Below are 26299 nucleotides of genomic sequence, written 5' to 3'. Positions count from 1 at the left end.
GCTCGAGCGCAGCGCGAGCGCGGGGGAGGGTCAGGTCAGCGACCCGCCGTATCTCTTTCACAGACGCAGAGCCGGGATCCCGGCACACCCATCGAGTACGAGGACGAGGACGGACGTGCCTACCGGCAAGGTCAAATGGTTCAACAGCGAGAAGGGCTTCGGCTTTCTCTCCCGCGACGACGGCGGCGACGTCTTCGTGCACTCGTCGGTACTCCCCGCCGGAGTCGACGCCCTGAAGCCGGGCCAGCGCGTGGAGTTCGGCGTGGTCGCAGGTCAGCGCGGCGACCAGGCGCTCTCCGTGACGGTCCTCGACCCGACCCCGTCCGTCGCCGCGGCGCAGCGCCGTAAGCCCGACGAACTGGCGTCCATCGTCCAGGACCTCACCACGCTCCTCGAGAACATCACGCCGATGCTGGAGCGCGGCCGCTACCCCGACAAGGTCCACGGCGCGAAGATCGCGGGCCTGTTGCGTGCGGTCGCGGACCAGCTCGACGTCTGAGCCCGTCCACCGGGTGGACCCTCCCCGTCAGGGGAACCGCAGCGCGTCCGGGCCGAGGGGCGGTACGAGTCCCTCGGCCGCGGCGCGCGTGAGCAGTCCCCGCACCGCCGCGTAGCCGGTCTCGCCCAGGTCGGCGGTGAACTCGTTGACGTACAGACCGATGTGCTGGTCGGCCACCTTCGGGTCCATCTCCTGCGCGTGCTCGAGTACGTACGGACGCGAGACGGTCGGGTCGTCCCAGGCCATCCTGACCGAGCCGCGCGCCGCGTCGGCGAGCAGACGCAGCATGTCCTCGCCGAGCGAGCGCTTCGCCACGATCGCGCCGAGCGGGATCGGCAGCCCGGTGGTGTGCTCCCAGTGCTCGCCCATGTCGGCGAGCGCGTGCAGGCCGTAGTTCCGGTACGTGAAGCGGGCTTCGTGGATGACGAGCCCGGCGTCGACCTTGCCGTCGCGCACCGCGGGCATGATCTCGTGGAACGGCATGACGACGACGTCGCCCACCCCGTCGGGGACGGTGTCGGCCGCCCACAGCCGGAACAGCAGATAGGCGGTCGAACGCTCGCTCGGCACGGCGACCGTCTTCCCGGTCAGATCCGTACCGGGCTCGCGGGTCAGCACCAGGGGACCGCAGCCGCGGCCCAGGGCGCCGCCGCAGGGCAGCAGGGCGTACTCGTCGAGGATCCACGGCAGCACGGCGTACGAGACCTTCAGGACGTCGTACGGGGCGTCGCCGCCCTCCGCCCACCCGTTGGTGAGGTCGATGTCGGCGAAGGTCACGTCGAGGCGCGGGGCGCCCGGGACGCGGCCGTGGGCCCAGGCGTCGAAGACGAAGGTGTCGTTCGGGCAGGGCGAGTAGGCGATCTTCAGCTTGGTCACGACGAAGACTCCTCCGGGTCCACGGGGACGGTCGGGAAGACGGTGCTGCCGAGCAGCCGGAAGGCGTTCCGCAGGGCGTCCAGGGCCGGGCCGATCCGCCAGGCGGCACGGTCGCGAGGGCCGACGGCGTTGGACACCGCGCGGATCTCGACGACGGGCACGCCGTACGCGGCGGCGGCCTCGGCGACGCCGAATCCTTCCATGGCCTCGGCGGCGGCCCCCGGATGACGCTCCGCCAGCTCGGCGGCGCGGTCCGCGCTGCCGGTCACGGTGGACACGGTGAGGACCGGTCCGACGACGTGCGGCTGCCCGCCGTGGGCGAGCGCGCCTGCGACCCGTTCGGTCAGCGTCCTGGCGACGGGGTGCACGGACCGGCCGAAGCCGAGTTCCTCGACGGCGAGGTAGCCGTCTCCCGTCTCGGCCCCCAGATCGGCCCCGACGAGGGCGTCGGAGACGACGACGTGCCCGAGGGGCGCGTGCGGCGCGAAGCCGCCGGCGATGCCGGCGGAGACGACGAGGTCGTACGGCCGTACGGGCGTGCCCGGGGGCGCGGAGGCCCCCAGGGTCGCGGCGGCCAGGGCCGTCGCGGTGGCCGTGGCGGCGGCCGCCGGACCCACGCCGGCGGCGAGGACGTCGACGACGGCGGACCGGCCCGCGAGCCGGCGCAGCGTGAAACCGCCGGGCAGCGGGACCTCGGGGTCACCGCCCGGGCCGAGGCCGGCGGCGACGGAGTCCGCCTCCGCCGCCACGGCCGTCACGACCAGGATGCGAGGGACCGGGGTCAGGACTTCTTCTTGAGCTCGAAGTGCCAGATGCCGGTCACCGTCTTGCCGGTGTTCTCGACGATCGTCACCTGCGTCTGGTTCGTCGTCTCGCCGGTCTGGCTGGAGAAGAAGGCGCTGGCCGGGATGGAGCGGTACGTCTTCTTGTACGGCTCCGGCTCGGCCGCCTGGCCGCCCAGGAAGATCGTCCAGCCGTTGTCGGCGACCTCCGGGTCGACGCCGAAGCGGACCTTGTCGTCGGTGTCGACGGTGATGCTCTTCTCGGCCTTCTTGTTGAGGCAGGCCGGGATCTGCGACTCCTTGATGGGGTCGCCGTCGTTGTAGCAGGCCGCCTCGGCGCTCACCGACTTGGACCCGACCGTCACGGTCGCGATCGGGGTCGGCTTGTCGCAGGCGGAGAGGACGAGGAGCCCCGCGGAGACGGCCCCGAGGGCCACGGCGGCCCGGCGGCGCTTACGGGTGAGGAACGCAACGGTCATGAGCCGAAGGCTATCGGGCCGTCGCGTCCGCGACACGCGGGGGTACGGCGTGCCGCCCGAGAGACCCCACCCGGGGCGCGCGGCTACGCCACCCGCGTCCCGCCGGGCCGCGCGGGGCGCGCTCACGCCACCCGGGTCTTGCCGGCGCTGCTGCGGCCCCCCGGCCTGCGGGCCGCCGTGATCAGGCCACGGACGGCGAGGAGCCAGCCGGCGCCCAGGATCGCGGCCGCGACCGCCATCCCGACGGTCCCGTTCAGCGGCAGCGAGATGCCGATCGCACCGCCCACCACCCAGGACATCTGCAGCGCCGTCTCCGAACGGGCGAACGCCGAGGTCCGCACCACCTCCGGCACGTCGCGCTGGATCAGCGCGTCCAGGGACAGCTTGGACAGGGCCTGGGTCAGGCCCGCCACCGCGCCGAGCACGGCCACCATCAGGCCGCCGAAGAAGACCGCCGCGAGCACCGCCGTGGCGAGCACGGCCGACAGCATCGTCGCGATGATCACCTCCGGCCCGTGCCCCCGGTCCTTCAGCAGCGAGCCCACCGCCGTCCCGCAGGCGTTCCCGACGCCCGCCGCCACCGCCACCATGCCGAGCGACACCGCCGCGCTCTGCCCGGGCAGCGGGTGCACCCGCAGCAGGAACGCCAGGAAGAAGATCAGGAAACCGGACAGCATGCGCTGGGAGGCGTTCGCCTCCAGACCGTGCAGGACCGACGGGCCGACCGTCCGCAGGCTCGGTTTCTTCTCCCCGTGCGTCAGCAGGTGGGCGCGCCGCTCACCCTTCGCCGAGTCCACCTTGTGGGGCAGCCGCAGCGCCCAGTACGTGCCGAGCAGGAACAGCGCGCAGGCCCCGTACAGCGGCCAGCCCGGCCCGACCTGCTGCAGCCCCGCCCCGATCGGCGCGGCGATGCCGGTGGCGAGGAGGCCCGCGAGCGTGACCCGCGAGTTCGCCTTCACCAGCGAGAAGTCCGGTGGCAGCAGGCGCGGCACGACGGCGCTGCGCACCACCCCGTACGCCTTCGACGCCACGAGCACGCCGAGCGCCGCCGGATACAGCTGGATGCCCCCCGTGGCGACCGCGGCGGACATCGCGACGGCGAGCACCGCGCGGGTCAGCATGGCGCCGGCCATGGCCGCCCGGCGGCCGTGCGGGATGCGGTCGAGCAGCGGGCCGATCACGGGGGCGAGGAGGGTGAACGGCAGCATCGTGATGGCCAGGTAGAGGGCCACCCGGCCGCGCGCCTCGTCGGTCGGCACGGAGAAGAAGACGGTGGAGGCGAGGGCGACGGTGATCATGACGTCGCCCGCGCCGTTCACGGCGTGCAGCTCGATCAGCTTCCCGAGCCCCGACTCGCCCGCGCCGTGCGCGTGCGTGGCCTTCCGGATGCCCCGCGCCGTACCGGTGAACGGCAGGTGGAGGGCACGTCCGACCTTCCGGCCCGCTCGGCTGAGCGGCCCGGCATGATCGTGGGATCGTGCCGAAGACCGTGCGGCTGCCACTCCGTCATAGTGCCCCACGGGCAGGCCGTACGAACCGTTGGCAGGGCCCGGCGGACCACATCCGGGGTCCGGGATGCGGGCCACTTGGGGCGGGCAGGTGGGCTGAGAGCTGCGAACGGGGTAGCGTGCGTAGCGCGCCACCGGCGGATGTTCTCGGCCGCGCGCCTCTTCGGCATCCCGCAGAATGGATGACGATAGGTGTGCCCGAGACACGCGAGAAGACGAGAGACATGTCGGGCGTGGACGTCGATGCGGCCCTCTGGTCCGCTCCGCCCACTGCCCCGGACTTCGCTTTCGCTGCTCCCGCTCCTCGGCCGGCGCACCCGTGAGACGGCGTAGGAGAGAAGCGAGACCTGTGAGTGCTGCGACGACGCGAAGCCGTACCCCGCGTACCCCGCGTACCCCGGACCGTCAGTGCGCCGAGGCGGTAGACCTCGCGAGGGAGGCCGCCGAGGAGGCCGCCGCGCCCGGCGTGGTCGGCGCCCACGTGGAGATCGTCGCCGAGGGCGACCGGGTCGTCACGCACTTCTTCGAGTCCAAGGAACCCGGCTACCGCGGCTGGCGCTGGGCGGTGACCGTCACCCGCGCCTCCCGCGCCAAGAACGTCACGCTTGACGAAACCGTCCTGCTGCCCGGCCCGGACTCCCTCCTCGCCCCCGAGTGGGTGCCGTGGAGCGAGCGGCTGCGGCCCGGCGACATGGGCCCGGGCGACCTGCTGCCCACCGAGCAGGACGACCTGCGCCTGGAACCGGGCTACTCCGGCGAGGACGCGCCGCCGCCGAACTCCGCCGTCTCGGAGGAGATGGCGGACCACCTCGACGAGGAGGACGCCGAGCTCACCTCGCGCGCCCCGTCGCGCGGCGCCATCGCCGCGGTCGCCGAGGAGCTCGGCATGCGCCGGGCCCGGGTCCTGTCCCGCTACGGCCTGCACGTCGCGGCCGACCGCTGGGACGAGGCCTTCGGCGCGAAGACGCCGATGGCACAGGCGGCGCCCGCGACCTGCCAGACCTGCGCCTTCCTGGTGCCGATCGCCGGCTCCCTGAAGCAGGCCTTCGGCGTGTGCGCCAACGAGTTCTCCCCCGCCGACGGCCGCGTCGTCTCCCTCGCGTACGGCTGCGGCGGCCACTCCGAGGCCGCGATCATGCCCAAGCCCCCGCGCCCGGCCCCGCCGGTCCTGGACTCCATGGCCCCGGACGAGTTCCCGCTCCGCCCGGCCAAGGACTCCGGCTCGACCACGGAGCCGGACGGCGCCTTCGAGGACCTGGGCCACTCCTAGGCCGTGTCCGGAAAGCGACGCCGGGCGGCACTCCGCGGCCGCGCCCGGCCCGCGGGGTAACCCGGAAGGCGGTTGCGGGGACGCGTGCGACGCGGCGCGGGGGTGACCCCGCGCGCCCCACGTGCGGCACGCGCCCCGGCGTCGGTCCTGGTGCGGGGCACGGTACCTTCGGGCACCGGCCGCAGTTCCCCGTCCCGCAGAGTGGAGTCAGACGTGAGCGTCAGCGTCAGGACGTCGACCGACGGAGCCGACCCCTTCGGCACCGCACGGCTCCGCAGGGGCGTGCTCGACGCGTGGGCGGCGGGCCCCGCCCGCTTCCGCGAGGACGCCAACGCCGAGGAGGACCTCGTCCTCGGCGGCTACCGGGACCGCCTCGTGGTCGAACTGGCCCAGAACGCCGCCGACGCCGCCCGCCGGGCCGGCGTCGCCGGCCGGCTGCGCCTCACCCTGCACCCCGCCGACGCCGACGGCCCCGCCGTCCTGGCCGCCGCCAACACCGGCGCCGCCCTGGACGCGGCCGGCGTCGAGTCCCTGTCGACCCTCCGCGCCTCCGCCAAGCGCACCGAGCGCGACACCGGCGCCGTCGGGCGCTTCGGCGTCGGTTTCGCCGCCGTGCTGGCCGTGACCGACGAGCCCGCCGTCCTCGGCCGCCACGGCGGGGTCCGCTGGTCCCTCGCGGAGGCCCGCGAGCTGGCCGCCGACGTCGCCCGGCACAGCCCCGGCCTCGGCGACGAGCTGCGCCGCCGCGACGGCCACGTCCCGCTCCTGCGGCTCCCCCTGCCCGCCGAGGGCACCGCGCCCGAGGGCTACGACACCGTCGTCGTGCTCCCGCTGCGCGACTCCGCCGCCGTCGACCTGGCCGAGCGCCTGCTCGCCTCCGTGGACGACGCCCTGCTGCTCACCCTGCCCGGGCTCACCGAGATCGTCGTCGAGACGGAGCAGGGCCTGCGCACCCTCACCCGTACCGAGGAGGGCGGGTACGTCCACATCGCCGACCGCGCCGACTCCGGCTCCGAAACGCGGCGCTGGCGGACCGTCAGCCACGGCGGCCCCCTCGACCCGGCCCTGCTCAAGGACCGGCCGGTCGAGGAGCGCCTGCGCCCGCACTGGTCCGTCACCTGGGCCGTGCCCGTGGACGCCGACGGCGCGCCCCGGTACCCCGGCACCACCCCGGTCGTGCACGCCCCCACCCCCACCGACGAGCCCCTCGGCATCCCCGCCCTGCTCATCGCGTCCTTCCCGCTGGACACCGCCCGCCGCCACCCGGCGCCCGGCCCGCTCACCGACTTCCTGGTCGACCGGGCCGGCGAGGCCTACGCGGAGCTGCTCGCCGACTGGCTGCCGGTGAGCACCGGCACCCTCGACCTCGTGCCCGGCCCGCTCGGCAAGGGCGTCCTCGACGGGGCGCTGCGCGCCGCCGTCCTGGAGCGGCTGCCGCGGATCGCGTTCCTGGCCCCGGCCGCCTCCTCCGAGGAGCTGCCCGCGCTGCGCCCGATCGAGGCCGAGGTCGTGGAGGGCGCCGGCGCCGAGACGGTCGCGGTCCTCGCGGAGGTCTTCCCGACCCTGCTCCCGGCGGGGCTGGAGCGCCGGTCCGAGCTGCGCACGCTCGGCGTCGGCCGGCTGCCGCTGACCGAGGCGATCGACCGGCTCGCGGGCGTGGACCGGGCCCCGGACTGGTGGTGGCGGCTGTACGACTCCCTCGCCGGCGTCGACCCGGACCGCCTGACCGGCCTGCCGGTGCCGCTGATGGGCGCGGACACCCGCGCCGCCGAGCCCCTCGGGGCCGCCGCGGACGAGGCGGGTGCCGACGAGGCGCCGCCGGCCGCCCGGGTCCGGACCACCATCGGCCCCCGTCAGGTCCTGCTGCCGCAGGAGCACACCCCCGTCGACCTGGCCCGCCTCGGCCTGAAGGTCGCCCACCCGGACGCCGCCCACCCGATCCTGGAGAAGCTGGGCGCCGTACCGGCCACCCCGCGCGCGGTGCTCACCACGCCCCAGGTGCGCGCGGCCGTCGCGGCCTCCCTCGACGCGGGCGAGATCTGGGACGAGGACGCCGACACCTTGGACGCCGACGAGCTCGCCGAGGCCGTCCTCGCGCTCGTCCGGGACGCGGACCTGGCCCCCGGCGACGAACCGTGGCTGGGCGCGCTCGCCCTGCCCGACGAGGACGGCGAGCTGGCCCCGGCCGGCGAACTGGTCGTGCCGGGCTCGGCCTTCGCGTCCGTCATGCGGGAGGGCGAACTCGCGCTCGTCGACGCCGAACTCGCCGAGCGCTGGGGCGAGCAGCCGCTCGCCGCCTGCGGCGTGCTGGCCGGCTTCCAGCTGGTCCGCGCCGCCGACCTGGTCCTCGACCCGGACGAACTGGAGCCGCGCGACGGCGACTTCGCCGAGCCGGACGACGCGGGGCTGCTCGACGCCGTCGACGTGTGGTGCGAGGACGTGCTCGACCGGCTGCCGGAGGCCCCGGTGCCGCCGGTGGCGACCGAGATCGTGGCCGTACGGGACCTGGACCTCGTCGACGACGACGCCTGGCCGCAGGCGCTCGCGCTGCTCGCGCAGCCGCCGCTGCGGGACGCCCTGACGCAGCCCGTGCGGGTGCTGCTGCCGGACGGCACGACCGAGACCGTCCGCTCGTACACCGCCTGGTGGCTGCGCGACCACCCCGTCCTCGACGGGCGCCGCCCCGCCGGACTGCGCGCCGCCGGCACCGACCCGCTCCTGATCGGCCTGTACGACTCCGCCGACGCGACCGGCTTCGAGGACGAGCAGGTGCTGCGCGCCCTGGGCGTCCGCACCTCGGTGCCCGCCCTCCTGGACGAGCCGGGCGGCGCCGCCGAGCTGCTCGGCCGGCTCGCCGACCCGTCCCGCGAGGTGTCCGGCGCCCAGCTGCACGCCCTGTACACGGCCCTGGCCGACCTGGACCCGGAGCAGGTCACCCTCCCCGACGAGCTGCGCGCGGTGGTGGACGGGGCCCTGGTGGTCGTGGACGCGACCGAGGCCCTGGTCGCGGACGCCCCCGACCTGCTGCCGCTCGCGGGCGACCTGCCGCTCCTGCCGGTCGCCCCGGCCCGGGCGGCGGACCTGGCGGAGCTGTTCCAGGTCCGGCGGCTGAGCGAGGCGGTCGAGGCCGAGGTGACGACGGTCGGAGAGGAGCACGAGGTGCCCTCCTCCGTGCACGCCCTCCTGGGCCCGGCCACCCCCGCGACCTACATCGAGCACGAGGAGCTCCGCGCCGCCGGCGTCGAACTCGACTGGCGGCGCACCCCCGACGGCGTGATCCACGCCGCGACCCTGGAGGGCGTCGCCGCCGGCCTGGCCTGGGCCGCCGGCCAGTGGCCCCGCCGCTTCGAGCTGGCGGCCCTCCTGGAGGACCCGTCCCGGACGGCGGAACTGGCCCGGGACCGCTGGTTCGACTGAGCATGCGGGACGCCCGGCCGCCGGTCGGGCGTCCCTCCGCCGGGAAGCGGCGGCCGGCTCAGGCCGGGAACCGCCGCCCCACCCATCGCCACGCGAACTCCAGCACCGCCGAGCCCACCGCCGCGATGGCGACCGCCGTCCACGGCATCGTCACGCCGACCAGCTTCAGGGCGAAGAAGTGCTGGAGCCACGGGACGACGAGGACCAGGAGGAAGGCACCGCCCATGGCGGCCACCAGGGTGATGCGCCACCAGGTGTAGGGGCGGGCGATGATCGCCAGGACCCACATCGAGACCAGGAACAGGGTCAGGGTCGCCGCGCTGGTCTCGGCGTCGAGGGCGCCCGGGCCCGTGTAGTGGTGGCGGGCCAGCAGGTAGGTGGCGAAGGTCGAGGCGCCGGCGATGACGCCGGCCGGGATCGCGTACCGCATCACGCGCCGGACGAAGTGCGGCCTGGCGCGCTCCTTGTTGGGGGCGAGGGCCAGGAAGAAGGCCGGGATGCCGATGGTCAGGGTCGACAGGAGCGTCAGGTGGCGGGGCAGGAAGGGGTACTCGACCTGGCTGACCACCACGAGGACCGCCAGGAGGACCGAGTAGACCGTCTTCGTCAGGAAGAGGGTGGCGACACGGGTGATGTTGCCGATGACCCGGCGCCCCTCGCCGACCACGGAGGGGAGGGTGGCGAAGGAGTTGTTCAGGAGGACGATCTGGGCGACCGCCCGGGTGGCCTCCGAGCCCGAGCCCATCGAGACGCCGATGTCGGCGTCCTTCAGGGCGAGGACGTCGTTGACGCCGTCGCCGGTCATGGCGACCGTGTGCCCCCGGGACTGGAGTGCGGCGACCATGTCGCGCTTCTGCTGCGGGGTGACCCGGCCGAAGACCGCGTTCTCGTCGAGGACCTTCGCCATCTGCTCCCGGTCCGTGGGCAGCTTGCGCGCGTCGACCGTGTTCTCGGCGCCCGGCAGGCCGAGCTTGCCGGCGACCGCGCCGACGGACACCGCGTTGTCGCCGGAGATGACCTTGGCGGCGACGTTCTGGTCGGCGAAGTAGGACAGGGTGTCGGCGGCGTCGGGGCGCAGCCGCTGCTCGAGCACGACGAGGGCCGTGGCCTTCGCGCCCGCCGACACCTCGGGGGCGTCGAGGTCGCGCGCCGCGCGGGCGAGGAGCAGGACCCGCAGGCCCTGCTCGTTGAGCCGGTCGATCTCGGCGAGGGACGGGTCGGTCGCGGGGAGCAGGACGTCGGGCGCCCCGAGCAGCCACGTGGAGGTCTCGCCGTTGCCCTCGCTGAAGGCCGCTCCGCTGTACTTGCGCGCGGAGGAGAAGGGCAGCGACTCGGTGCAGCGCCAGTCGTCCGCGTCGGGGTAGGCGTCGATGATGGCCTGCAGGGAGGCGTTGGGGCGCGGGTCGGACTCGCCGAGGGCGCCGAGCACCTTGCGTACGTAGCGCTCGTCGGCGCCGTCGAGGAGCCGCAGGTCCGTGACGTCCATGCCGCCCTCGGTGAGCGTGCCCGTCTTGTCGAGGCAGACGACGTCGACGCGCGCGAGGCCCTCGATCGCGGGCAGCTCCTGCACGAGGCACTGTTTGCGGCCGAGCCGGATCACCCCGATCGCGAAGGCGACGGAGGTGAGGAGGACCAGGCCCTCGGGGATCATCGGGACGATGCCGCCGACGGTGCGGGCGATCGACTCCTTGAAGTCGTTGTCCTTGACGACGAGCTGGCTGATGACGAGGCCGAGCGCGGTCGGGATCATCATCCACGTCACGTACTTGAGGATCGTGGAGATGCCGGTGCGCAGCTCGGAGTGGACGAGCGTGAAGCGGGAGGCCTCCTCGGCGAGCTGCGCGGCGTAGGCCTCGCGCCCGACCTTGGTGGCGGTGAACGCGCCGCCGCCGGCGACCACGAAGGACCCGGACATCATGCGGTCGCCGCGCTGCTTCACGACGGGGTCGGCCTCGCCGGTGAGCAGCGACTCGTCGACCTCCAGGCTGTCCGCCTCGGCGACCTCGCCGTCGACGACGACCTTGTCGCCGGGGCCGAGCTCGACGAGGTCGCCCAGGACGATCTCGGAGGTGGAGATCTCGGCGGCGACGCCGTCGCGCCGGACGGTCGGTCTGGCCTCGCCGATGACGGCGAGTCCGTCGAGGGTCTTCTTGGCGCGCAGTTCCTGGACGATGCCGATGCCGGTGTTGGCGATGATCACGAAGCCGAAGAGGCTGTCCTGGATCGGCGCGACGGCGAGCATGATCACCCACAGCACGCCGATGATCGCGTTGAAGCGGGTGAAGACGTTGGCGCGGACGATGTCGGTGGTGGAGCGGGAGCTCCGTACCGGGACGTCGTTGACCTCGCCGCGCGCGACCCGCTCGGCGACCTCGGCCGCGGTGAGACCGCCTGTCCGGTGCACGACGGGGGCGGTGTCCACCGGCCCCGCCCGGTCCCCGGTCCCGCCGCCGCCCGTGTCGATCTTCGCCCGCTGCGTCATGGTTTCGACGGTACGGCCGGATTCGGCCGGTCACCTGCCGAGGGGCCCGAGGATCAGACCACGGGGGGACGGAAATCCTCCCCTGGTCCTACGCGGTCGGGGCTGCGCCGAAATCCTCCCCCGGCCCTACGCGCTCGGGGGCTGCGCCGTCCGGTCCGCCTGCGCCGCCGCGTGGCGCTTGATCGCCGCGTCGCGCTTGCGGACGTACCAGATGCCGATGAGTCCGAGGCCGGCTCCGGCCAGGCAGGTCCACACCCACCAGGTGAGGTCCCGGTCCTGGAACCAGCCGTAGAAGGGGACCTGGGCGAGGAACAGGACGAACCAGAGGATCGTGCCGCCGGTGATGGTGGCGACGACGGGCCCCTCAAGGGGCTCGGGTGCCTCGTGCTGTGGTGTCCACTTCGCCATGCGGCTCAGTCTAGGCGGCCCGATTTCGTGTCTACGCGCGGAGATGGACTGCCGCTCGCTCATGTGTTCATACTGAAACGGTTTGCCTCTGGCGGGTTTCCTTCGTATGAACCGCCAAAAAGGACTTCTCTGAACCTCCGAAGAGGAACCCCATGAGCACCACGGCCACCGCCAAGGCCACTGCCCCCGAACCGGAGACTCCCGAAGGTCCCGTCTCCGGCCTCGACCGCTACTTCAAGATCTCCGAGCGCGGCTCCACCGTCGCCCGCGAGATCCGTGGCGGCTTCGCCACCTTCTTCGCGATGGCCTACATCATCGTGCTGAACCCGATCATCCTCGGCAGCGCCAAGGACATGTACGGGCACCAGCTCGACAGCGGCCAGCTCGTCACCGCCACCGTCCTGACCGCCGCCTTCACGACGCTCCTCATGGGCGTCATCGGCAACGTCCCGATCGCGCTCGCCGCGGGCCTCGGCGTCAACACGGTCGTCGCGCTCCAGCTCGCGCCGAAGATGTCGTGGCCGGACGCCATGGGCATGGTCGTGCTCGCCGGTCTGGTGGTCATGCTGCTCGTCGCCACCGGTCTGCGTGAGCGCGTGATGAACGCCGTGCCCGTCGGCCTGCGCAAGGGCATCGCGATCGGCATCGGCCTCTTCATCATGCTGATCGGCCTCGTCGACTCGGGCTTCGTCTCCCGCATCCCCGACGCCGCCCACACCACCGTCCCGCTGCAGCTCGGCGGCGACGGGCACCTCACCGGCTGGCCGGTGCTCGTCTTCATCCTGGGCACCCTGCTCACCCTCGCGCTGATCATCCGCAAGGTGCCGGGCGCCATCCTCATCTCGATCGTCGTCATGACGATCGTCGCGATGGTGATCAACGCGGTCGCCACGGTTCCGTCCTGGGGCCTCACCACTCCCGAGTGGCCCGGCAACCCGGTCGCCTCGCCCGACTTCGGCCTGGTCGGCAAGGTCAGCCTGTTCGGCGGCTTCGACAAGGTCGGCGTCCTGACCGGCGTCCTCTTCGTCTTCACCGTGCTGCTGTCCTGCTTCTTCGACGCCATGGGCACGATCCTCGGCGTCGGCGACGAGGCCAAGCTCATGGACAAGGACGGCAACTTCCCCGGGATCAACAAGGTCCTGCTGGTCGACGGCCTCGCCGTCGCCTCCGGCGGTGCCACGTCCTCCTCCGCCACCACCTGCTTCGTGGAGTCCACGGCCGGTGTCGGCGAGGGCGCCCGCACGGGTCTCGCCTCGGTGGTCACCGGTGCGCTGTTCTCGGTCGCGCTGTTCCTCACGCCGCTCGCCACGATGGTGCCCTCGCAGGCGGCGACCCCCGCCCTGCTGGCGGTGGGCTTCCTGATCCTCGCCGGGTCGGTCAAGGAGATCGACTGGAGCGACTACACGATCGCCGTGCCGGCCTTCCTGGCGATGGTGATGATGCCGTTCACGTACTCGATCACCAACGGCATCGGCATCGGCTTCATCGCCTTCAGCGTGCTGCGGCTCGCGGCCGGCCGGGGCCGCGAGGTCCCGGTGGCCATGTACGTCGTGTCGGCGGTCTTCGTCTTCTACTACGCGATGCCGGCGCTGGGCCTCACCTGATCGCGGGGCGCGTCCTGCGCCCCGTAGAACTTCTCCGTCTCCTCGACGGCGGTCTTGAACCGCTCGTCGAAATCCTCGCGAATGAGCGTCCGGGCGACATAGTCCTGGACGCTCATTCCGCGTCTGGCGGCGTGTCCGCGGAGCCGTTCGAGCAGCTCTCCGTCGATGCGCAGGCTGAGCACGGTCGATTCCATGCCCGTCAGGTTCGCGCCACGGAAGTCCTCTCCGCGTCACTTTCCGGATCGGTCTCACTCATTTGGGTGACAGATTGAGACCCGGCGTTTTCGTGCCGTGACCGCACCGTGACCGGCCCCGCGTGGCGATTGGTCTTTAGCGAGAGTAATGAGTTACGCTAATGAACATGCCTGACCTGTCCCACGGCACCGCCGACGACGCCGCGGCCGTGAACGCGCTCCGCAGTGCGGTGATGCGGCTGAGCCGACGCCTGAAGCACCAGCGCGTCGACGAGTCGCTGAGCCCGACCGAGATGTCGGTGCTCGGCACCCTGTCGCTGTGCGGCTCGGCCACCCCCGGTGAGCTGGCCCGCAAGGAGCACGTCCAGCCGCCGTCGATGACCCGCATCGTCGCGCTGCTCGAAGCCAAGGGGCTGGTCCGGCTGGAGCCACATCCCGATGACCGTCGGCAGAAGGTGGTCAGGCAGACCGAGCAGGCCGAGTCCATGCTCGAAGAGTCCCGCCGCAAGCGGAACGCCTGGCTCGCCACCCTCGCCGAAGGCCTGGACGAGGACGAATGGGCCAAGCTGCGCGCGGCGGCCCCGGTCCTGGAGAAGCTCGCACACCTCTAGAACCGAGGCCGAGGAGGCGACGCACTTTGAGTACGGGACCCGGAGCAGACTCCGCACCCGTCCATCAATCCGATACCTACTCCCGCGCGGGCACGCGCGACCGCCAGGGCAAGGGGACCTTCTCCTCGCTCGGGATCCGGAACTACCGGCTGTTCTTCACCGGAGCGATCGTCTCCAACACCGGTACGTGGATGGCCAGGATCACCCAGGACTGGCTGGTCCTGAGCCTTACCGGCTCCGCCGCCGCCGTCGGCATCACGACGGCGCTCCAGTTCCTGCCGATGCTGCTGTTCGGCCTCTACGGCGGCGTCCTCGCCGACCGCTACCCGAAGCGCCGCATCCTCCTCGTCAGCCAGGCCGCGCTCGGACTGTGCGGGCTGGCCCTGGCCGTCCTGACCCTCACCGGGCAGGTGCAGGTCTGGCACGTCTACCTGATCGCCTTCCTCCTCGGCATGGTCACCGTCGTCGACAACCCGGCCCGGCAGTCCTTCGTCCCCGAGATGGTCGGCCCCGGCCAGCTGCGCAACGCGGTCTCGCTGAACTCGGCGAACTTCCAGTCCGCCCGCCTCGTCGGCCCCGCCGTCGCGGGTCTCATGATCGCGTCGATCGGCAGCGGCTGGGCCTTCCTCCTCAACGGCCTGTCCTTCCTCGCCCCGATCGCCGGCCTGCTGCTGATGCGGACGAGCGAGCTCCACAAGGTGGAGCGCGCACCGCGCGGCAAGGGTCAGCTGCGGGAAGGCCTGAGATACGTGGCCGGGCGGCCGGACCTGATCTGGCCCATCGTCCTCGTCGGCTTCGTCGGCACCTTCGGGTTCAACTTCCCGATCTGGCTGACCGCCTTCTCGGAGGAGGTCTTCCACGTCGGCGCCGGCACGTACGGCTTCCTCAACACGCTGATGGCGGCCGGCTCCCTGGCGGGCGCGCTGCTCGCGGCACGGCGCGGCTCCACCCGGCTGCGGATGCTGGTGGTCGCGGCGGGCGTCTTCGGCGCCCTGGAGATCGCCGCGGCCCTCTCGCCGGCGTTCTGGCTGTTCGCGCTGCTGCTCGTCCCGATCGGCATGATCGGACTGACCGTCAACATCAGCGCCAACTCGGCCGTCCAGATGGCGACGGACCCGGTCATGCGGGGCCGGGTGATGAGCCTCTACATGATGGTCTTCGCGGGCGGCACCCCGATCGGCGCGCCGCTGCTCGGCTGGGTGACCGACACCTACGGAGCCCGCGTCGGCTTCGCCACCGGCGGCCTCGTCTCCCTCGCGGCGGCGGCCGTCATCGGCCTGGTCCTGGCCCGGGTCGGCGGCCTCAAGGTCGCGGTGGGCTGGCGGCACGGCCACCCGAGCGTCCGCTTCGTGCCGCAGGAGCGGCGCGAGAGCCTGGCGACGGCGGCGTAACGCTCACGCACGCCGGGGGCGGACCGGGCCTCGACGGCCCGGTCCGCCCGTGCGTACGGATCTGTGCATTCGCCGGATGAACCGTGAAGATCCTGTGTATGTTGAGCCGCGCTCGACCGCTCAGAAGCACAGGAGGCTTCGTCTTGCGCAAGCGTTCCGTCATAGCCGCGGCCCTCGCCGCCGGCACCCTCGCCGCCCTCGCCGCCGCCCCGGCGCAGGCGACCGAGTACTCCTCGTCCCTGAAGATCAAGGGTGTGCAGTACGACGCTCCCGGCCCGGACTCCAACCGGTGCTCCGGCGGCAACGCCGCCGCCGAGTTCGTCACGATCAAGAACTACTCCCGGACCGCCACGGTGAACCTCAGGGGCTACACCGTGAAGGACGCGACCGGGAACGCCTACACCTTCCAGGTCAACCACTACCTGGAGCCCGGCGACTACGTGCAGCTGCGCGGGAACCGCGGCCCCGAGTCCGACGCCCGGAACGTGGCCTACCGCAACAACTGCAACTTCATCTGGAACAACGACCGCGACACCATCAAGCTGATCAAGCCCGGCGGCGCCTACGCCGACACCCACGCGTACACGAAGAGCGGCAACGACCGCGACGGCAACGGCTACATCAGCTTCCACGGCTGATCCGGCCGGGCGCGGCCGGGTGCGGGGCGGGGCGGGTCAGAGGCGCCGTTCCAGGACCTGCCCCGGCCAGTCGCCGACCGCGAAGGTCTCCGTACGCGTGAAGCCCTGGCGTTCGTAGTAGGCCACCAGGCGCCCCTCGCTCCCCGCGAAGCAGTCCACGCGCAGCAGCGAGACGCCCAGCCGGCGGGTCTCCTCGGCCGCGTGCGCGAGGAGGGCCGCACCCACACCGCGGCCGTGCCGGCGCCCGTCGGTCGCCAGGAAGCGCACGTACTGCTCCGGCTCCTCCGCGCGGGCCACGTACGCGCCCGGGTGCGGGGTGAGGGTGAGCGTCCCGACCGGCACCCCGTCGATCTCCGCGATCCACGGGGCACCCTCGGCCACCACCTGCTCGACCGCCTCCACGGTCTTCGGCCGGGCGCTGAACGGCTCGGTGCCCCACTGGGCGGTGATGCCCTGTCCGTTGAGCCAGGTGACCGCGCTGTCGAATATCGCCAGCATCGCCGGAACATCCTCCGGCCCGCCCTGCCTGATCGTGATCCTGTCGTCCATCCGGCGAGGTTAGTCCCTGCCACACTCAGGTCATGAGGCTTTTCGCTGCCGTCCTGCCGCCCCCCGCGCAGCTCGACGAGCTGGGCCGCGCGATCGACCGCCTCGCGCACCTGCCCGAGGCGGACCGGCTGCGCTGGACCGCGCCGCCCGGCCGGCACTTCACCCTCGCGTTCATGGGCGAGGTCGACGAGGCGCTGCTGCCCGACCTCCGGGCCCGGCTCGGCCGGGCCGCGCACCGCACCCGTCCCTTCCCGCTGCGGCTGCACGGCGGCGGGCACTTCGGGCGCGCCGTGCTGTGGACGGGCGCGGCGGGGGACCTGGACGAGCTGCGGCTGCTCGCCGAACGCGCCGACGCCGCCGCCCGCCGGGCCGGGGTCGCGATGGAGCAGCACCGCCGCTACCAGGCCCACCTCACGGTCGCCCGCTCCCGCGCGAACGACGTGGACCTGCGCCCCTTCGTCGCGGCCCTGGACTCCTTCGAGGGCACCCGCTGGCAGGTCGCGGAGCTCGCCCTCGTCCGCAGCAACCTGCCGGGCGGTGGGACGCCGGGTGCCGGGCCGCGCTACGAGACGGTCGCCGCCTGGCTACTCGGCGGACCGGGTTAACCTCGAAGGGTGGACCCCAAAACCCGTAACCGGATCATGGCCGGTGTGCTCGTCCTGATGTTCGCGATCATCGCGGTGGCCTCCGTGGTGAGCTGACCCGCCGGCCCGCGCGGCACCGGCGGGCGCGCCCGCCGCCGGTCGGACCCTTGCCTCGAGCGCGCTCGAAGGCGTTGGGTGGGACCCCATGGAGTACACGCAGCTCGGACGCACGGGACTCAAGGTCGGCCGGCTCGTCCTCGGCACGATGAACTTCGGACCGCAGACGGACGAGGCCACCAGCCACGCGATCATGGACGCCGCGCTCGACGCGGGCGTCAACCTCTTCGACACCGCGAACGTCTACGGCCAGACCGCGGGCAAGGGGCGCACGGAGGAGATCATCGGGTCCTGGTTCGCCAAGGACCCGTCCCACCGCGACAAGGTGGTCCTCGCCACCAAGATGTACGGGAGCATGGCCGAGGACGCGCCGGCCTGGCCCAACCACGACCGGCTGTCCGCCGTGAGCATCCGCCGCGCCGTCGAGGGCAGCCTCCGGCGGCTCGGCACCGACCACATCGACGTCTACCAGTTCCACCACATCGACCGCCTGACCCCCTTCGAGGAGATCTGGCAGGCCGTCGACGTCCTCATCCGGCAGGGCAAGATCCTCTACGCCGGCTCCTCGAACTTCCCCGGCTACAAGATCGCCCAGGCCAACGAGGCCGCCGCCCGGCGCGGGATGGTCGGCCTGGTCAGCGAGCAGTGCCACTACAACCTCCACGAGCGGCGCGCCGAGATGGAGGTCCTCCCCGCCGCCGAGGAGTACGGGCTCGGGGTCATCCCCTGGTCCCCGCTGGCAGGCGGCCTGCTCGGCGGCGTCCTCCGCAGGACGGCCGCGGAAGGGCGCCGTGCCACGGGCCGCACCGCGCACCGGCTCGCCGACCCCGCGGTGCGGGCCCGCGTCCAGGCGTACGAGGACCTGCTCGACAAGCACGACCTGGACCCCGGCGAGACGGCCCTCGCCTGGCTGCTCGGCCGCCCGGGCGTCACCGGGCCGATCATCGGCCCGCGCACCCCGCAGCAGCTGACGAGCGCGGTGCGCGCCCTGGAGCTGCGGCTGGGCGAGGAGCTGCTCACCGCCCTCGACGAGATCTTCCCGGGCCCGGGACCCGCGCCGGAGGCCTTCGCCTGGTGACGGCGGGCCGAGCCGGTCCGGTCCCTCGGCCGCCGGGAACCGGACCGGCTCGACCCGCACGTGCCTCACCGCCGGCCTTTACGCGCCTTGGCTCCGGCTGTGCGCGTCTTACCGCCGGCCCGCACGTGTCTCCCCGCCGGCCCCCGCGTCTCACCGCCGGCCCCCGCGTCTCACCGCCGGCCCGCAGGTGTCTCCCCGCCGACCCGTGCGCGTCTCACCTTCGGCCCGTGCGGCCTCTGGCCCGTGCGCGCCGTGCCTCCGGCCCGCGCGCGGCTCACCGCTGCCGTCTCACGCCCCGCCCAGCCAGCTCGTGGCGTCCAGGCGGAAGGTGGTCTCGGCGGGGACGACGGCGCGCAGGGCCGTCTCCAGGTCGCGGACGCGGTCGCGGCCGAGGCGGGCGGCCCACTCGGCGCGCAGGGCGTCGAAGACGACGGCTGAGCGGACGAGGGCGTCGACGCCGTGCGGGGTGAGCCGGACGAGCTTGCGGCGGGCGTCGGCGGGGTCGTCGGTGCGTGCGGCGTAGCCGAGGGCGAGGAGGCGGTCGACGGTCTTGCCGGCGGCCTGCTTGGAGACGCCGAGCCGGCGTCCGATGTCGCTGGCCGTGGAGCCCTCGGGGCCGATCGCCTGGAGGGCGAAGCCGTGGGCGGGGCGCAGGTCGGGGTGGCCCTGGCGGGCGAGTTCGGTGTGGACGCCGTCGATGAGGGTGCGGAAGCCGGCGAACAGCAGCAGGGGGAGCTCGAAGCCGGGAGGATCGCCGGGGTCGCCGGGGTCGCCGGAGCCCTCGACGTGCCCGGGGCGTCCGAGACCGCCGGGGCTCCCGGGGGTGCCTGGGGGGATCTCCTCCGGAGTCCCGTCCGGAAGCCCCTTGCGGCGATCGACAACCTGGTTTACGTTTTCCTCACCGACATGGTCAACCATGTTGTCGATTCTACCGGGGGAGTCACCTTGCCGCACCCGACCGACCTTTCCGCCCGCACCGCCGGCGCCGTCGCCCTGCTGAAGGAGTCGCCGCACACCCTCGACGGCTTCCTCAAGCTGAGCGAGATCTTCGAGTCCACGACGCTCGACCCGCACTCCCGCGAGACCGTCATCCTGACCGTCTCCGAGCGCAACCAGTGCCACCTGTGCATCGACATGCACGAGGCGAAACTCGACGCCCTCGGACCGGCCCCGGCCCCCGAACGCCTCGCCGCCGTCCGCCGCTTCACCCTCCAGGCCCTCGCCTCGTCGGGCGCGGTGGCCGACGCCGAACTCGACGCCTTCCTCGCCCACGGCTACACCCGCGGAAACGCCCTCGAAGTCGTCCTCGGCATCGGCACGTACACGATCTCGACCTTCGCCAACCGCCTCACCAGGGCGGCCTGACGGAGCGCCGGGTGACACGCGATCATGGCCGGATGACTTCTCCCACCGCCGGGAACGCCCGGACCAACGTCTCCTCCGGCTCGCCCCTCGAACCGCGGATCGGCTTCTCCCGCGCCGTGCGCAAGGGACCGTACGTCGCCGTCGCCGGGACGGCGCCCCTCGCGGAGGGCGGGGGGACGGCGGCCCCCGGGGACGTGTACGCGCAGACCCTGCGCTGTCTCGAGATCGCCGCGGCGGCGCTGGCGGAAGCCGGGGCCTCGCCGGCGGACGTGGTGCGGACGCGCGTCATGCTCACCGACGTGACGCGCTGGGAGGAGGCGGCGCGGGCGCACGGCGAGTGGTTCGCGGGCGTGCGGCCGGTGACCACGTTCGTGGAGGTCTCCCGGTTCATCGACCCCGAGTGGCTCGTCGAGATCGAGGCCGACGCCGTGCTCGGGTGACGCCGTCAGGACGGGTAGGCGTACGGGCCGCCGATGCCCCATGCCTGGTGGAGCGCGTTCGCGAAGGCCGCCGCCAGCTTGTGCTCGCCGGTCGGGCCCGGATGGGTCCCGTCGTAGGTGTCGGCTTGGAGGTCGTACGACTCCGGGACCGTGGCAAGCAGCAGCGGCGAGGCGGCCGTGTCCAGCTCCGCGACCGCCTTGGCGAGCAGCTCGTTGAACCGGTGGCACTCGGCGGCGAAGGGCGCGTCGTAGGTGGCCCGCACGTTCGGTATGACGGGCAGCAGGACCGTCCGGACGCGCGGGTTGGCCGCGCGGACGGAGGCCAGGAAGGCGTGGACGTTCTCCGCGGTCTGGTCGCTGTTGGTGTAGAAGCCCAGGTCGATCAGGCCCAGCGAGACGAGCAGCACGTCAGCGCCGGTCTCCCGCACCGCCTCGCCGGCCAACGGGGCCATGTGCAGCCAGCCCTCGCCCCAGCCGGCCAGATGGCGGCGGGCGTCGGCGGGGAAGCCGGGATCGGCGTACGCGTGGGACGTGGCGGCGTCGTCGGCCGCCTCGTACAGCTCCGTGCGCGGACCGACGATCCCGTACCCGCCGGGCAGCACCCGCTCCAGGTGCCGCCACATCCGGTACCGCCAGGTGAAGTCGCCGGCGCGTCCGATGGTCATGCTGTCGCCGACGAACAGAAAACGCATGGTCGACATCATCACCGACGGCGCCGCGCGGCGGCGACGTGATCCCGGACACCAGGGCCGTCCCGCCGCCCCGTGGCAGGCTTGTGGCATGCGATCAGCTCTGTGGTGCGCCCTGGGAACGGCAGCCCTCGTCCTCGTCACGGCCGCCCCCGCGGGCGCGGCCGACGCCGACCGGGACTTCACCATCGAGGACCCGCGGATCACCGAGTCCAGCGGACTCGCCGCCAGCCGGGCCCACCCCGGGATCTACTGGACGCACAACGACCAGGACGCGCCCCTGATCTACGGCATCGACTCCCGGACGGGCGAGACCGTCGCGACCCTCACCATGAAGGGGGTCGGCACGCCCCGCGACATGGAGGCCATCGCCGTCGGTCCGGACGGCGACATCTACGTCGGTGACATCGGCGACAACCTGAACGGCTCCTGGGACCACGTCTGGATCTACCGCTTCCCGGAGCCCCGGCAGCTCAGGGACCAGACGGTCGAGGCCACCCAGTACGACGTGAAGTACGCCGACGGGCCGCGCAACGCCGAGGCGCTGATGGTGCATCCGGGGACCGGGCGGGTCTACATCGCCAGCAAGAACGAGGACGGCGGCGGACTGTACGCGGGGCCCGAGCGCCTCGACGCCTCCCGCACGAACGTCTTCCGGCGCGTCGGCGAGGTGCCGTGGGTGACCGACGGAGCCTTCTCCCCGGACGGCGACCGGCTCGTGCTCCGCGGCTACCTCATGGCCAAGGAGTACGCGTGGAAGGACGGGCGCCTCGGTGACGACGGCAGTTCCGTGGGCGCGCCCTTCCAGGGACAGGCGGAGTCCGTGACGTACACGCCCGACGGCTCGGCCTTCATGTTCGGCTCGGAGGGGCGCAACAGCCGGGTCGTCCGGGTCGAACGCGAGGGCGGCACCCCGCCGCCCGGGCGGAGCACCGGCCCGGCGAAGCCGAGGACGCCCGGCGTCAACCCCGCCGCCGGCGGAGGCGACCAGGGCAACTTCGCCCTCGGCGTCGTGGTCCTCGGCCTGGCCACGGTCGTCGTGGTCGGCTTCAAGCGCATGTTCAAGCGCCGGTAGTGCCGGTAGCGACTGGTAGTGCCGGCAGCGACCGGCAGCGACCGGTAGCGACCGGTAGTGCCTGTAGTGCCGGCAGCGACCAGTAGTGCCGGTAGCGACCGGTAGCGCCGTCGGCGCGGGTCGCGCCCGGTGGCGCGTCGGCCCTCCGGCCCGGGAAGACCGAGGGGCCCGGCCCCGGACGGCGTCCGGAGCCGGGCCCCTGCGGAGACCTGAGGTCAGAGCTTCTCGATCACGTAGTCGATGCAGGCCGTCAGCGCCCGCACGTCCGCCGGGTCGATCGCCGGGAACATCGCGATGCGCAGCTGGTTGCGGCCCAGCTTGCGGTACGGCTCGGTGTCGACGATGCCGTTGGCGCGCAGCGTCTTGGCCACGGCCGCGGCGTCGATGTCGTCCGCGAAGTCGATCGTGCCGATGACCTGCGAGCGCTTCGCCGGGTCGGTGACGAACGGCGTCGCGTACTTCGACTCCTCCGCCCAGCCGTACAGCGCCTGCGAGGACTCCTTCGTCCGGGCCACGGCCCAGTCGAGACCGCCCTGGCCGTTGATCCACTTCAGCTGCTCGTTGAGCAGGAAGAGGGTCGCGAGCGCCGGGGTGTTGTACGTCTGGTTCTTCAGCGAGTTGTCGATCGCCGTCGGCAGCGAGAAGAACTCGGGAATGTGCCGGCCGGACTCGTGGATCTTCTTCGCGCGCTCGAGCGCGGCCGGCGAGAACGCCGCCAGCCACAGGCCGCCGTCGGCGGCGAAGGACTTCTGCGGGGCGAAGTAGTAGACGTCCGTCTCGGTGATGTCGACCGGAAGACCGCCGGCGCCCGAGGTCGCGTCGACCAGGACGAGCGCGCCCTCGTCGGCGCCCGCGACCCGCTTCAGCGGGGCGGCGACACCGGTGGAGGTCTCGTTGTGGGTGTAGGCGTAGACGTCGACGCCCGCCTCGGCCACCGGCTCCGGGTGGGTGCCCGGGTCGGAGGAGATCACGGTCGGCTCGGCCAGCCAGGGGGCCAGCTTCGCGGCCTTCGCGAACTTGGAGGAGAACTCGCCGAAGGTGAGGTGCTGCGACTTGTTCTCGATCAGACCGTGGGTCGCGATGTCCCAGAAGGCGGTCGATCCGCCGTTGCCCAGGATCACCTCGTAGCCCTCGGGCAGCGAGAAGAGGTCACTGATGCCGGCACGCACCTCGCCGACCAGGTTCTTCACCTTGGCCTGGCGGTGGGAGGTACCGAGGAGCGAGGTGCCGGTGGCGGCCAGGGCGTCCAGCGCCTCCGTACGCACCTTGGAGGGGCCCGCGCCGAAACGGCCATCGGCGGGCTTGATGTCAGCGGGAATCTGGATATCGGCCACGAGGCGGAGCGTATCGGGTCGGGGAAGACGGCGAAGGGGGATGTCCGCCCGATGAGACGAGGACTGAGACATCCTGTAGTCGTGGGATCACACGAGAACGCGACCGGCGAACTGGCGCACGCCCTGCGCGCCGCCGTGGCCGGAGACGTCGACTTCTCCACCACCGCCCGCGCCCTGACCTCGATGGACGCCTCCAATTACCGGCGGGTGCCGCTCGGCGTCGTCGCCCCGCGCGACGCCGACGACGTGGCGGCCGCGCTGGCGGTCTGCCGGGCGCACGAGGTGCCCGTCGTCGCGCGCGGCGGCGGCACGTCCATCGCGGGCCAGGCCACGGGCACGGGCGTCGTGCTCGACTTCACACGCCACCTGAGCGGGCTGGTGTCCCTCGACCCGGAGGCGCGGACGGCGGTCGTCCGGCCGGGCCTCGTCCTGGACCGGCTGCGCGACGCGGCCCGCCCGCACGGACTGACCTTCGGCCCCGACCCGTCCACGCACAGCCGCTGCACCCTCGGCGGCATGATCGGCAACAACGCGTGCGGCGCCCACTCGGTGGCCTGGGGGACGACCGCCGACAACGTCCGGGGCCTGGACGTGCTCACGTACGGCGGAGAACGGCTGCGCCTCGGGCGGCGGTGGGCGGGCGCGCCGGCCGGGCTGCGGGAGCTGGTCGAGCGGCACCTGGCCCCGATCCGTACGGGCTACCCGGAGGGGCTGCCCCGCCGCATCTCCGGATACGCGCTCGACGCGCTGCTGCCGGAGCGCGGCGCGGACGTGGCCCGCTTCCTGTGCGGCAGCGAGGGGACCCTGGGGGTCGTGACGGAGGCGGTCGTGGACCTGGTGCCGCTGCCCGCCGAACCCGTCCTGGTGGTCCTCGGGTACGCCGACGAGAGCGCCGCCGCCGACGCCGCCGCCGGGCTGCTGCCGTACGGGCCGCTGACCGTCGAGGGCATGGCCGCCGACCTCGTCCGGGGCGCGCGGGGGCTGCCCCGGGGCGGGGCCTGGCTGTTCGTGGAGGTGGACGGCGCCGCCCCGGGCGCGGAGCTGGCGCGGGCGGCGGACGCGCTCGACTCCCTCCTGGTCACCGACCCGGCCGGGCAGCGGGCGCTGTGGCGGATCCGGGAGGACGCGGCGGGGACGGCGACGCGGATGCCCGCGGGCGCCTCCAAGGCGGTGTCCGGGGGAGCGGGCGAGGCCTGGCCGGGCTGGGAGGACTGCGCGGTGCCGCCCGCGCGGCTCGGGGCGTATCTGCGCGACTTCCGGGCCCTGCTGGCGGAGTACGGGCTGCGGGGGACCCCGTACGGGCACTTCGGCGACGGCTGCATCCACGTCCGCATCGACTTCGACCTGTGGACGCCGGCCGGCGTGGGGCGCTTCCGGGAGTTCTCGGAGGCGGTCGCCGGCCTCGTCGTCTCCCACGGCGGCTCGCTGTCGGGAGAGCACGGGGACGGGCAGGCCCGGGCCGAACTGCTGCCGAGGATGTACGGGGACGAGCTCGTCACCCTGTTCGGCGAGGTCAAGGACCTGTGGGACCCGGCCGGCGGCCTGAACCCGGGCATGCTGGTCCGGCCGAAGCCGCTGGACGCGGGGCTGCGCTTCGAGGGCCTGCCGGTGGTGGGGCTCGGCCGCGAGGTCGCCCGGTGCGTCGGGGTGGCCAAGTGCCGTGTGGACGGACCGAGTCCAGGGGCGGACGTGATGTGCCCCTCGTACCGGGCGACGGGGGAGGAGCGGCACTCCACGCGGGGCCGGGCCCGCCTGCTGCACGAGATGGCGCTCGGCGAGGTGATCACGGACGGGCTGCGCTCCGAGGAGGTCCGGGAGGCGCTCGACCTGTGCCTGTCCTGCAAGGGCTGCCGCAGCGACTGTCCGGTGGGCGTCGACATGGCCGCGTACAAGGCGGAGTTCCTGGCGGGCCACTACGCCCGGCGACCCTTCGCGCGGCCCCGTTCGCACTGGACGATGGGCGGACTGCCGCACTGGCTGGACCTCTTCGGGCGGGGCCTGAACACGGCCCTGGGCCTGCCCTTCGCGGCCCGGCTGGCGGGCGTGACCCCGGAACGACCCCTGCCGAGGGTGGCGGAGCTGTCCTTCACGTCCTGGTTCGGCGAACGCGCCTCGGACCGGCCGCCCGCCCTCACTCTCTGGCCCGACACCTTCACCGACCACCTCGCCCCCGAGGCCGGCCGGGCGGCCGTCCGCGTCCTGGAGGCCGCCGGGCTGGGCGTCACGCTGCCGCCCGGCCGGGTCTGCTGCGGACTCACCTACGTCTCGACCGGCCGGCTCGGAACGGCCCGGAAGGTGATGCGCCGGGCCCTCGACGTCATGGCCGGGACCACCGGGCCCGTCGTGGTCCTGGAGCCCTCCTGCGCGGCCGCTCTCCGCACCGACCTGCCCGGACTCCTTCCCGACGACCCCCGCGCGGCCCGCCTCGCCTCCTCCGTGCGGACCTTCGCCGAGGCCCTGGAGGAGCTGGCCCCCGACTGGACCCCGCCCCGGCTCGCCCGCCCGGTCGCCGGGCAGACCCATTGCCACCAGCACGCGGTCCTGGGCGACGCGGCGGACCGGCGGCTGCGCCGGAGCGTGGGCCTGGAGGGTGACCTGGCGGGCGGCTGCTGCGGCCTCGCGGGCAACTTCGGCTTCGAGCCCGGCCACTACGAGGTGTCCGTGGCCTGCGCCGAGGACCGGCTCCTGCCGGCCCTGCGGGCCGCGCCCCCGGAGTCCGTCGTCCTCGCCGACGGCTTCTCCTGCCGCACCCAGATCGGCCACCTGGCACCGGAGCGGCACGCACGGCACATGGCGGAGGTGCTGGCGCTGGCACTGGACGAGCAGTAGGGCGGCCCCGCTCGCCCGGGCCGTCCGCCGGGATCGGGCCGGTCCCCCGATCGGGCCGTCCGCCGGGATCGGGCCGTCCG

At 73.4% G+C, this 26299-nt stretch carries 24 protein-coding genes; 13 read left to right on the top strand and 11 right to left on the bottom strand.

The features are described 5' to 3' along the window. Nucleotides 1–115: 115 nt before the first annotated feature. Complete coding sequence (locus ACIRQF_RS22050) at nucleotides 116–499, top strand: cold-shock protein (protein ID WP_046507938.1); 384 nt, start codon at nucleotides 116–118, stop codon at nucleotides 497–499. A gap of 27 nt (nucleotides 500–526) precedes the next feature. Here ACIRQF_RS22050 and ACIRQF_RS22045 read toward each other — a convergent pair whose 3' ends face one another. The 4 genes from ACIRQF_RS22045 to ACIRQF_RS22030 all read right to left on the bottom strand — a co-directional run bounded on the left by ACIRQF_RS22045 (nucleotide 527) and on the right by ACIRQF_RS22030 (nucleotide 4138). Next, complete coding sequence (locus ACIRQF_RS22045) at nucleotides 527–1375, bottom strand: 1,4-dihydroxy-6-naphthoate synthase (protein ID WP_376632942.1); 849 nt, start codon at nucleotides 1373–1375, stop codon at nucleotides 527–529. Next, nucleotides 1372–2133, bottom strand: coding sequence for a futalosine hydrolase (locus ACIRQF_RS22040; protein ID WP_376632944.1), 762 nt, complete (start codon nucleotides 2131–2133; stop codon nucleotides 1372–1374). The genes ACIRQF_RS22045 and ACIRQF_RS22040 overlap by 4 nt, the downstream gene beginning before the upstream one ends. Nucleotides 2134–2156: 23 nt before the next feature. Beyond that, the gene (locus tag ACIRQF_RS22035) at nucleotides 2157–2636 is read right to left on the bottom strand and encodes a DUF2771 domain-containing protein (protein WP_376632946.1); all 480 of its coding nucleotides are present in this window, start codon (nucleotides 2634–2636) and stop codon (nucleotides 2157–2159) included. Between the two features lie 122 nt (nucleotides 2637–2758). Further along, nucleotides 2759–4138: an MFS transporter gene (locus tag ACIRQF_RS22030; RefSeq protein WP_376632948.1), complete on the bottom strand. Its 1380-nt coding sequence runs from the start codon at nucleotides 4136–4138 to the stop codon at nucleotides 2759–2761. Nucleotides 4139–4493: 355 nt separating this feature from the next. Between ACIRQF_RS22030 and ACIRQF_RS22025 the strand changes: the two genes are divergently transcribed. Both ACIRQF_RS22025 and ACIRQF_RS22020 read left to right on the top strand, forming a co-directional pair. Continuing rightward, nucleotides 4494–5414: a DUF3027 domain-containing protein gene (locus ACIRQF_RS22025; RefSeq protein ID WP_376632949.1), complete on the top strand. Its 921-nt coding sequence runs from the start codon at nucleotides 4494–4496 to the stop codon at nucleotides 5412–5414. 201 nt (nucleotides 5415–5615) lie between these two features. Then, the gene (locus ACIRQF_RS22020) at nucleotides 5616–8831 is read left to right on the top strand and encodes a sacsin N-terminal ATP-binding-like domain-containing protein (protein WP_404094254.1); all 3216 of its coding nucleotides are present in this window, start codon (nucleotides 5616–5618) and stop codon (nucleotides 8829–8831) included. Between the two features lie 58 nt (nucleotides 8832–8889). On the opposite strand, the gene ACIRQF_RS22015 is transcribed toward ACIRQF_RS22020, so the two are convergent. Further along, on the bottom strand, nucleotides 8890–11313 hold the full coding sequence (locus ACIRQF_RS22015; protein WP_404094252.1) for a cation-translocating P-type ATPase: 2424 nt from the start codon (nucleotides 11311–11313) through the stop codon (nucleotides 8890–8892). A gap of 126 nt (nucleotides 11314–11439) precedes the next feature. Next, the gene (locus ACIRQF_RS22010) at nucleotides 11440–11721 is read right to left on the bottom strand and encodes a DUF2530 domain-containing protein (protein WP_404094249.1); all 282 of its coding nucleotides are present in this window, start codon (nucleotides 11719–11721) and stop codon (nucleotides 11440–11442) included. 152 nt (nucleotides 11722–11873) lie between these two features. Here ACIRQF_RS22010 and ACIRQF_RS22005 point away from each other — a divergent pair, with 152 nt between their 5' ends. Next, complete coding sequence (locus ACIRQF_RS22005) at nucleotides 11874–13325, top strand: NCS2 family permease (protein ID WP_376632957.1); 1452 nt, start codon at nucleotides 11874–11876, stop codon at nucleotides 13323–13325. On the opposite strand, the gene ACIRQF_RS22000 is transcribed toward ACIRQF_RS22005, so the two are convergent. Then, nucleotides 13295–13519 carry a ribbon-helix-helix protein, CopG family gene (locus tag ACIRQF_RS22000; protein WP_382479229.1) on the bottom strand — a complete coding sequence of 75 codons (225 nt, stop codon included), beginning with the start codon at nucleotides 13517–13519 and terminating at the stop codon, nucleotides 13295–13297. The genes ACIRQF_RS22005 and ACIRQF_RS22000 overlap by 31 nt on opposite strands. A gap of 167 nt (nucleotides 13520–13686) precedes the next feature. Between ACIRQF_RS22000 and ACIRQF_RS21995 the strand changes: the two genes are divergently transcribed. The 3 genes from ACIRQF_RS21995 to ACIRQF_RS21985 all read left to right on the top strand — a co-directional run bounded on the left by ACIRQF_RS21995 (nucleotide 13687) and on the right by ACIRQF_RS21985 (nucleotide 16159). Continuing rightward, nucleotides 13687–14130, top strand: coding sequence for a MarR family transcriptional regulator (locus ACIRQF_RS21995; protein ID WP_365337128.1), 444 nt, complete (start codon nucleotides 13687–13689; stop codon nucleotides 14128–14130). A 26-nt stretch (nucleotides 14131–14156) separates the two neighbouring features. Then, nucleotides 14157–15521, top strand: coding sequence for an MFS transporter (locus tag ACIRQF_RS21990; RefSeq protein ID WP_376632961.1), 1365 nt, complete (start codon nucleotides 14157–14159; stop codon nucleotides 15519–15521). 143 nt (nucleotides 15522–15664) lie between these two features. Beyond that, on the top strand, nucleotides 15665–16159 hold the full coding sequence (locus tag ACIRQF_RS21985) for a lamin tail domain-containing protein (protein WP_404094243.1): 495 nt from the start codon (nucleotides 15665–15667) through the stop codon (nucleotides 16157–16159). A 36-nt stretch (nucleotides 16160–16195) separates the two neighbouring features. Here ACIRQF_RS21985 and ACIRQF_RS21980 read toward each other — a convergent pair whose 3' ends face one another. Continuing rightward, nucleotides 16196–16708 carry a GNAT family N-acetyltransferase gene (locus ACIRQF_RS21980; protein WP_389751220.1) on the bottom strand — a complete coding sequence of 171 codons (513 nt, stop codon included), beginning with the start codon at nucleotides 16706–16708 and terminating at the stop codon, nucleotides 16196–16198. Nucleotides 16709–16740: 32 nt separating this feature from the next. Here ACIRQF_RS21980 and thpR point away from each other — a divergent pair, with 32 nt between their 5' ends. Together thpR and ACIRQF_RS21970 are read left to right on the top strand one after the other, a co-directional pair. Then, complete coding sequence (thpR, locus tag ACIRQF_RS21975) at nucleotides 16741–17313, top strand: RNA 2',3'-cyclic phosphodiesterase (RefSeq protein ID WP_404094240.1); 573 nt, start codon at nucleotides 16741–16743, stop codon at nucleotides 17311–17313. 184 nt (nucleotides 17314–17497) lie between these two features. Continuing rightward, nucleotides 17498–18487, top strand: coding sequence for an aldo/keto reductase (locus ACIRQF_RS21970; protein WP_404094238.1), 990 nt, complete (start codon nucleotides 17498–17500; stop codon nucleotides 18485–18487). A gap of 288 nt (nucleotides 18488–18775) precedes the next feature. Here ACIRQF_RS21970 and ACIRQF_RS21965 read toward each other — a convergent pair whose 3' ends face one another. After that, nucleotides 18776–19405, bottom strand: a complete 630-nt coding sequence (locus ACIRQF_RS21965) for a MarR family winged helix-turn-helix transcriptional regulator (RefSeq protein WP_404094235.1) — start codon at nucleotides 19403–19405, stop codon at nucleotides 18776–18778. Nucleotides 19406–19432: 27 nt separating this feature from the next. On the opposite strand from ACIRQF_RS21965, the gene ACIRQF_RS21960 reads away from it, so the two are divergent. Together ACIRQF_RS21960 and ACIRQF_RS21955 are read left to right on the top strand one after the other, a co-directional pair. After that, a complete protein-coding gene (locus tag ACIRQF_RS21960) occupies nucleotides 19433–19852 on the top strand; it encodes a carboxymuconolactone decarboxylase family protein (RefSeq protein ID WP_376632970.1) in 420 nt (139 codons plus the stop codon). Between the two features lie 32 nt (nucleotides 19853–19884). Continuing rightward, nucleotides 19885–20292 carry a RidA family protein gene (locus tag ACIRQF_RS21955; RefSeq protein ID WP_376632972.1) on the top strand — a complete coding sequence of 136 codons (408 nt, stop codon included), beginning with the start codon at nucleotides 19885–19887 and terminating at the stop codon, nucleotides 20290–20292. 5 nt (nucleotides 20293–20297) lie between these two features. Here the strand turns inward: ACIRQF_RS21955 and ACIRQF_RS21950 are convergent, their stop codons facing one another. Beyond that, entirely contained in the window at nucleotides 20298–20984 is a 687-nt protein-coding gene (locus ACIRQF_RS21950; RefSeq protein ID WP_389751229.1) for a GDSL-type esterase/lipase family protein, read from the bottom strand. Between the two features lie 88 nt (nucleotides 20985–21072). On the opposite strand from ACIRQF_RS21950, the gene ACIRQF_RS21945 reads away from it, so the two are divergent. Next, nucleotides 21073–22056: a WD40 repeat domain-containing protein gene (locus tag ACIRQF_RS21945; protein WP_404094231.1), complete on the top strand. Its 984-nt coding sequence runs from the start codon at nucleotides 21073–21075 to the stop codon at nucleotides 22054–22056. 215 nt (nucleotides 22057–22271) lie between these two features. On the opposite strand, the gene serC is transcribed toward ACIRQF_RS21945, so the two are convergent. Next, nucleotides 22272–23390, bottom strand: coding sequence for a phosphoserine transaminase (serC, locus tag ACIRQF_RS21940; RefSeq protein ID WP_376632978.1), 1119 nt, complete (start codon nucleotides 23388–23390; stop codon nucleotides 22272–22274). A 51-nt stretch (nucleotides 23391–23441) separates the two neighbouring features. Between serC and ACIRQF_RS21935 the strand changes: the two genes are divergently transcribed. Beyond that, nucleotides 23442–26219 (top strand): FAD-binding and (Fe-S)-binding domain-containing protein, encoded by a 2778-nt coding sequence (locus tag ACIRQF_RS21935; protein ID WP_404094228.1) that lies wholly within the window; start codon nucleotides 23442–23444, stop codon nucleotides 26217–26219. Nucleotides 26220–26299 lie beyond the last annotated feature (80 nt).

The organism is Streptomyces sp. NPDC101191 (assembly GCF_044767915.1).
Classification (GTDB): domain Bacteria; phylum Actinomycetota; class Actinomycetes; order Streptomycetales; family Streptomycetaceae; genus Streptomyces.
Note: the sequence above shows the minus strand (reverse complement) of the source record. Positions and strands in the feature narration are given on the sequence as shown.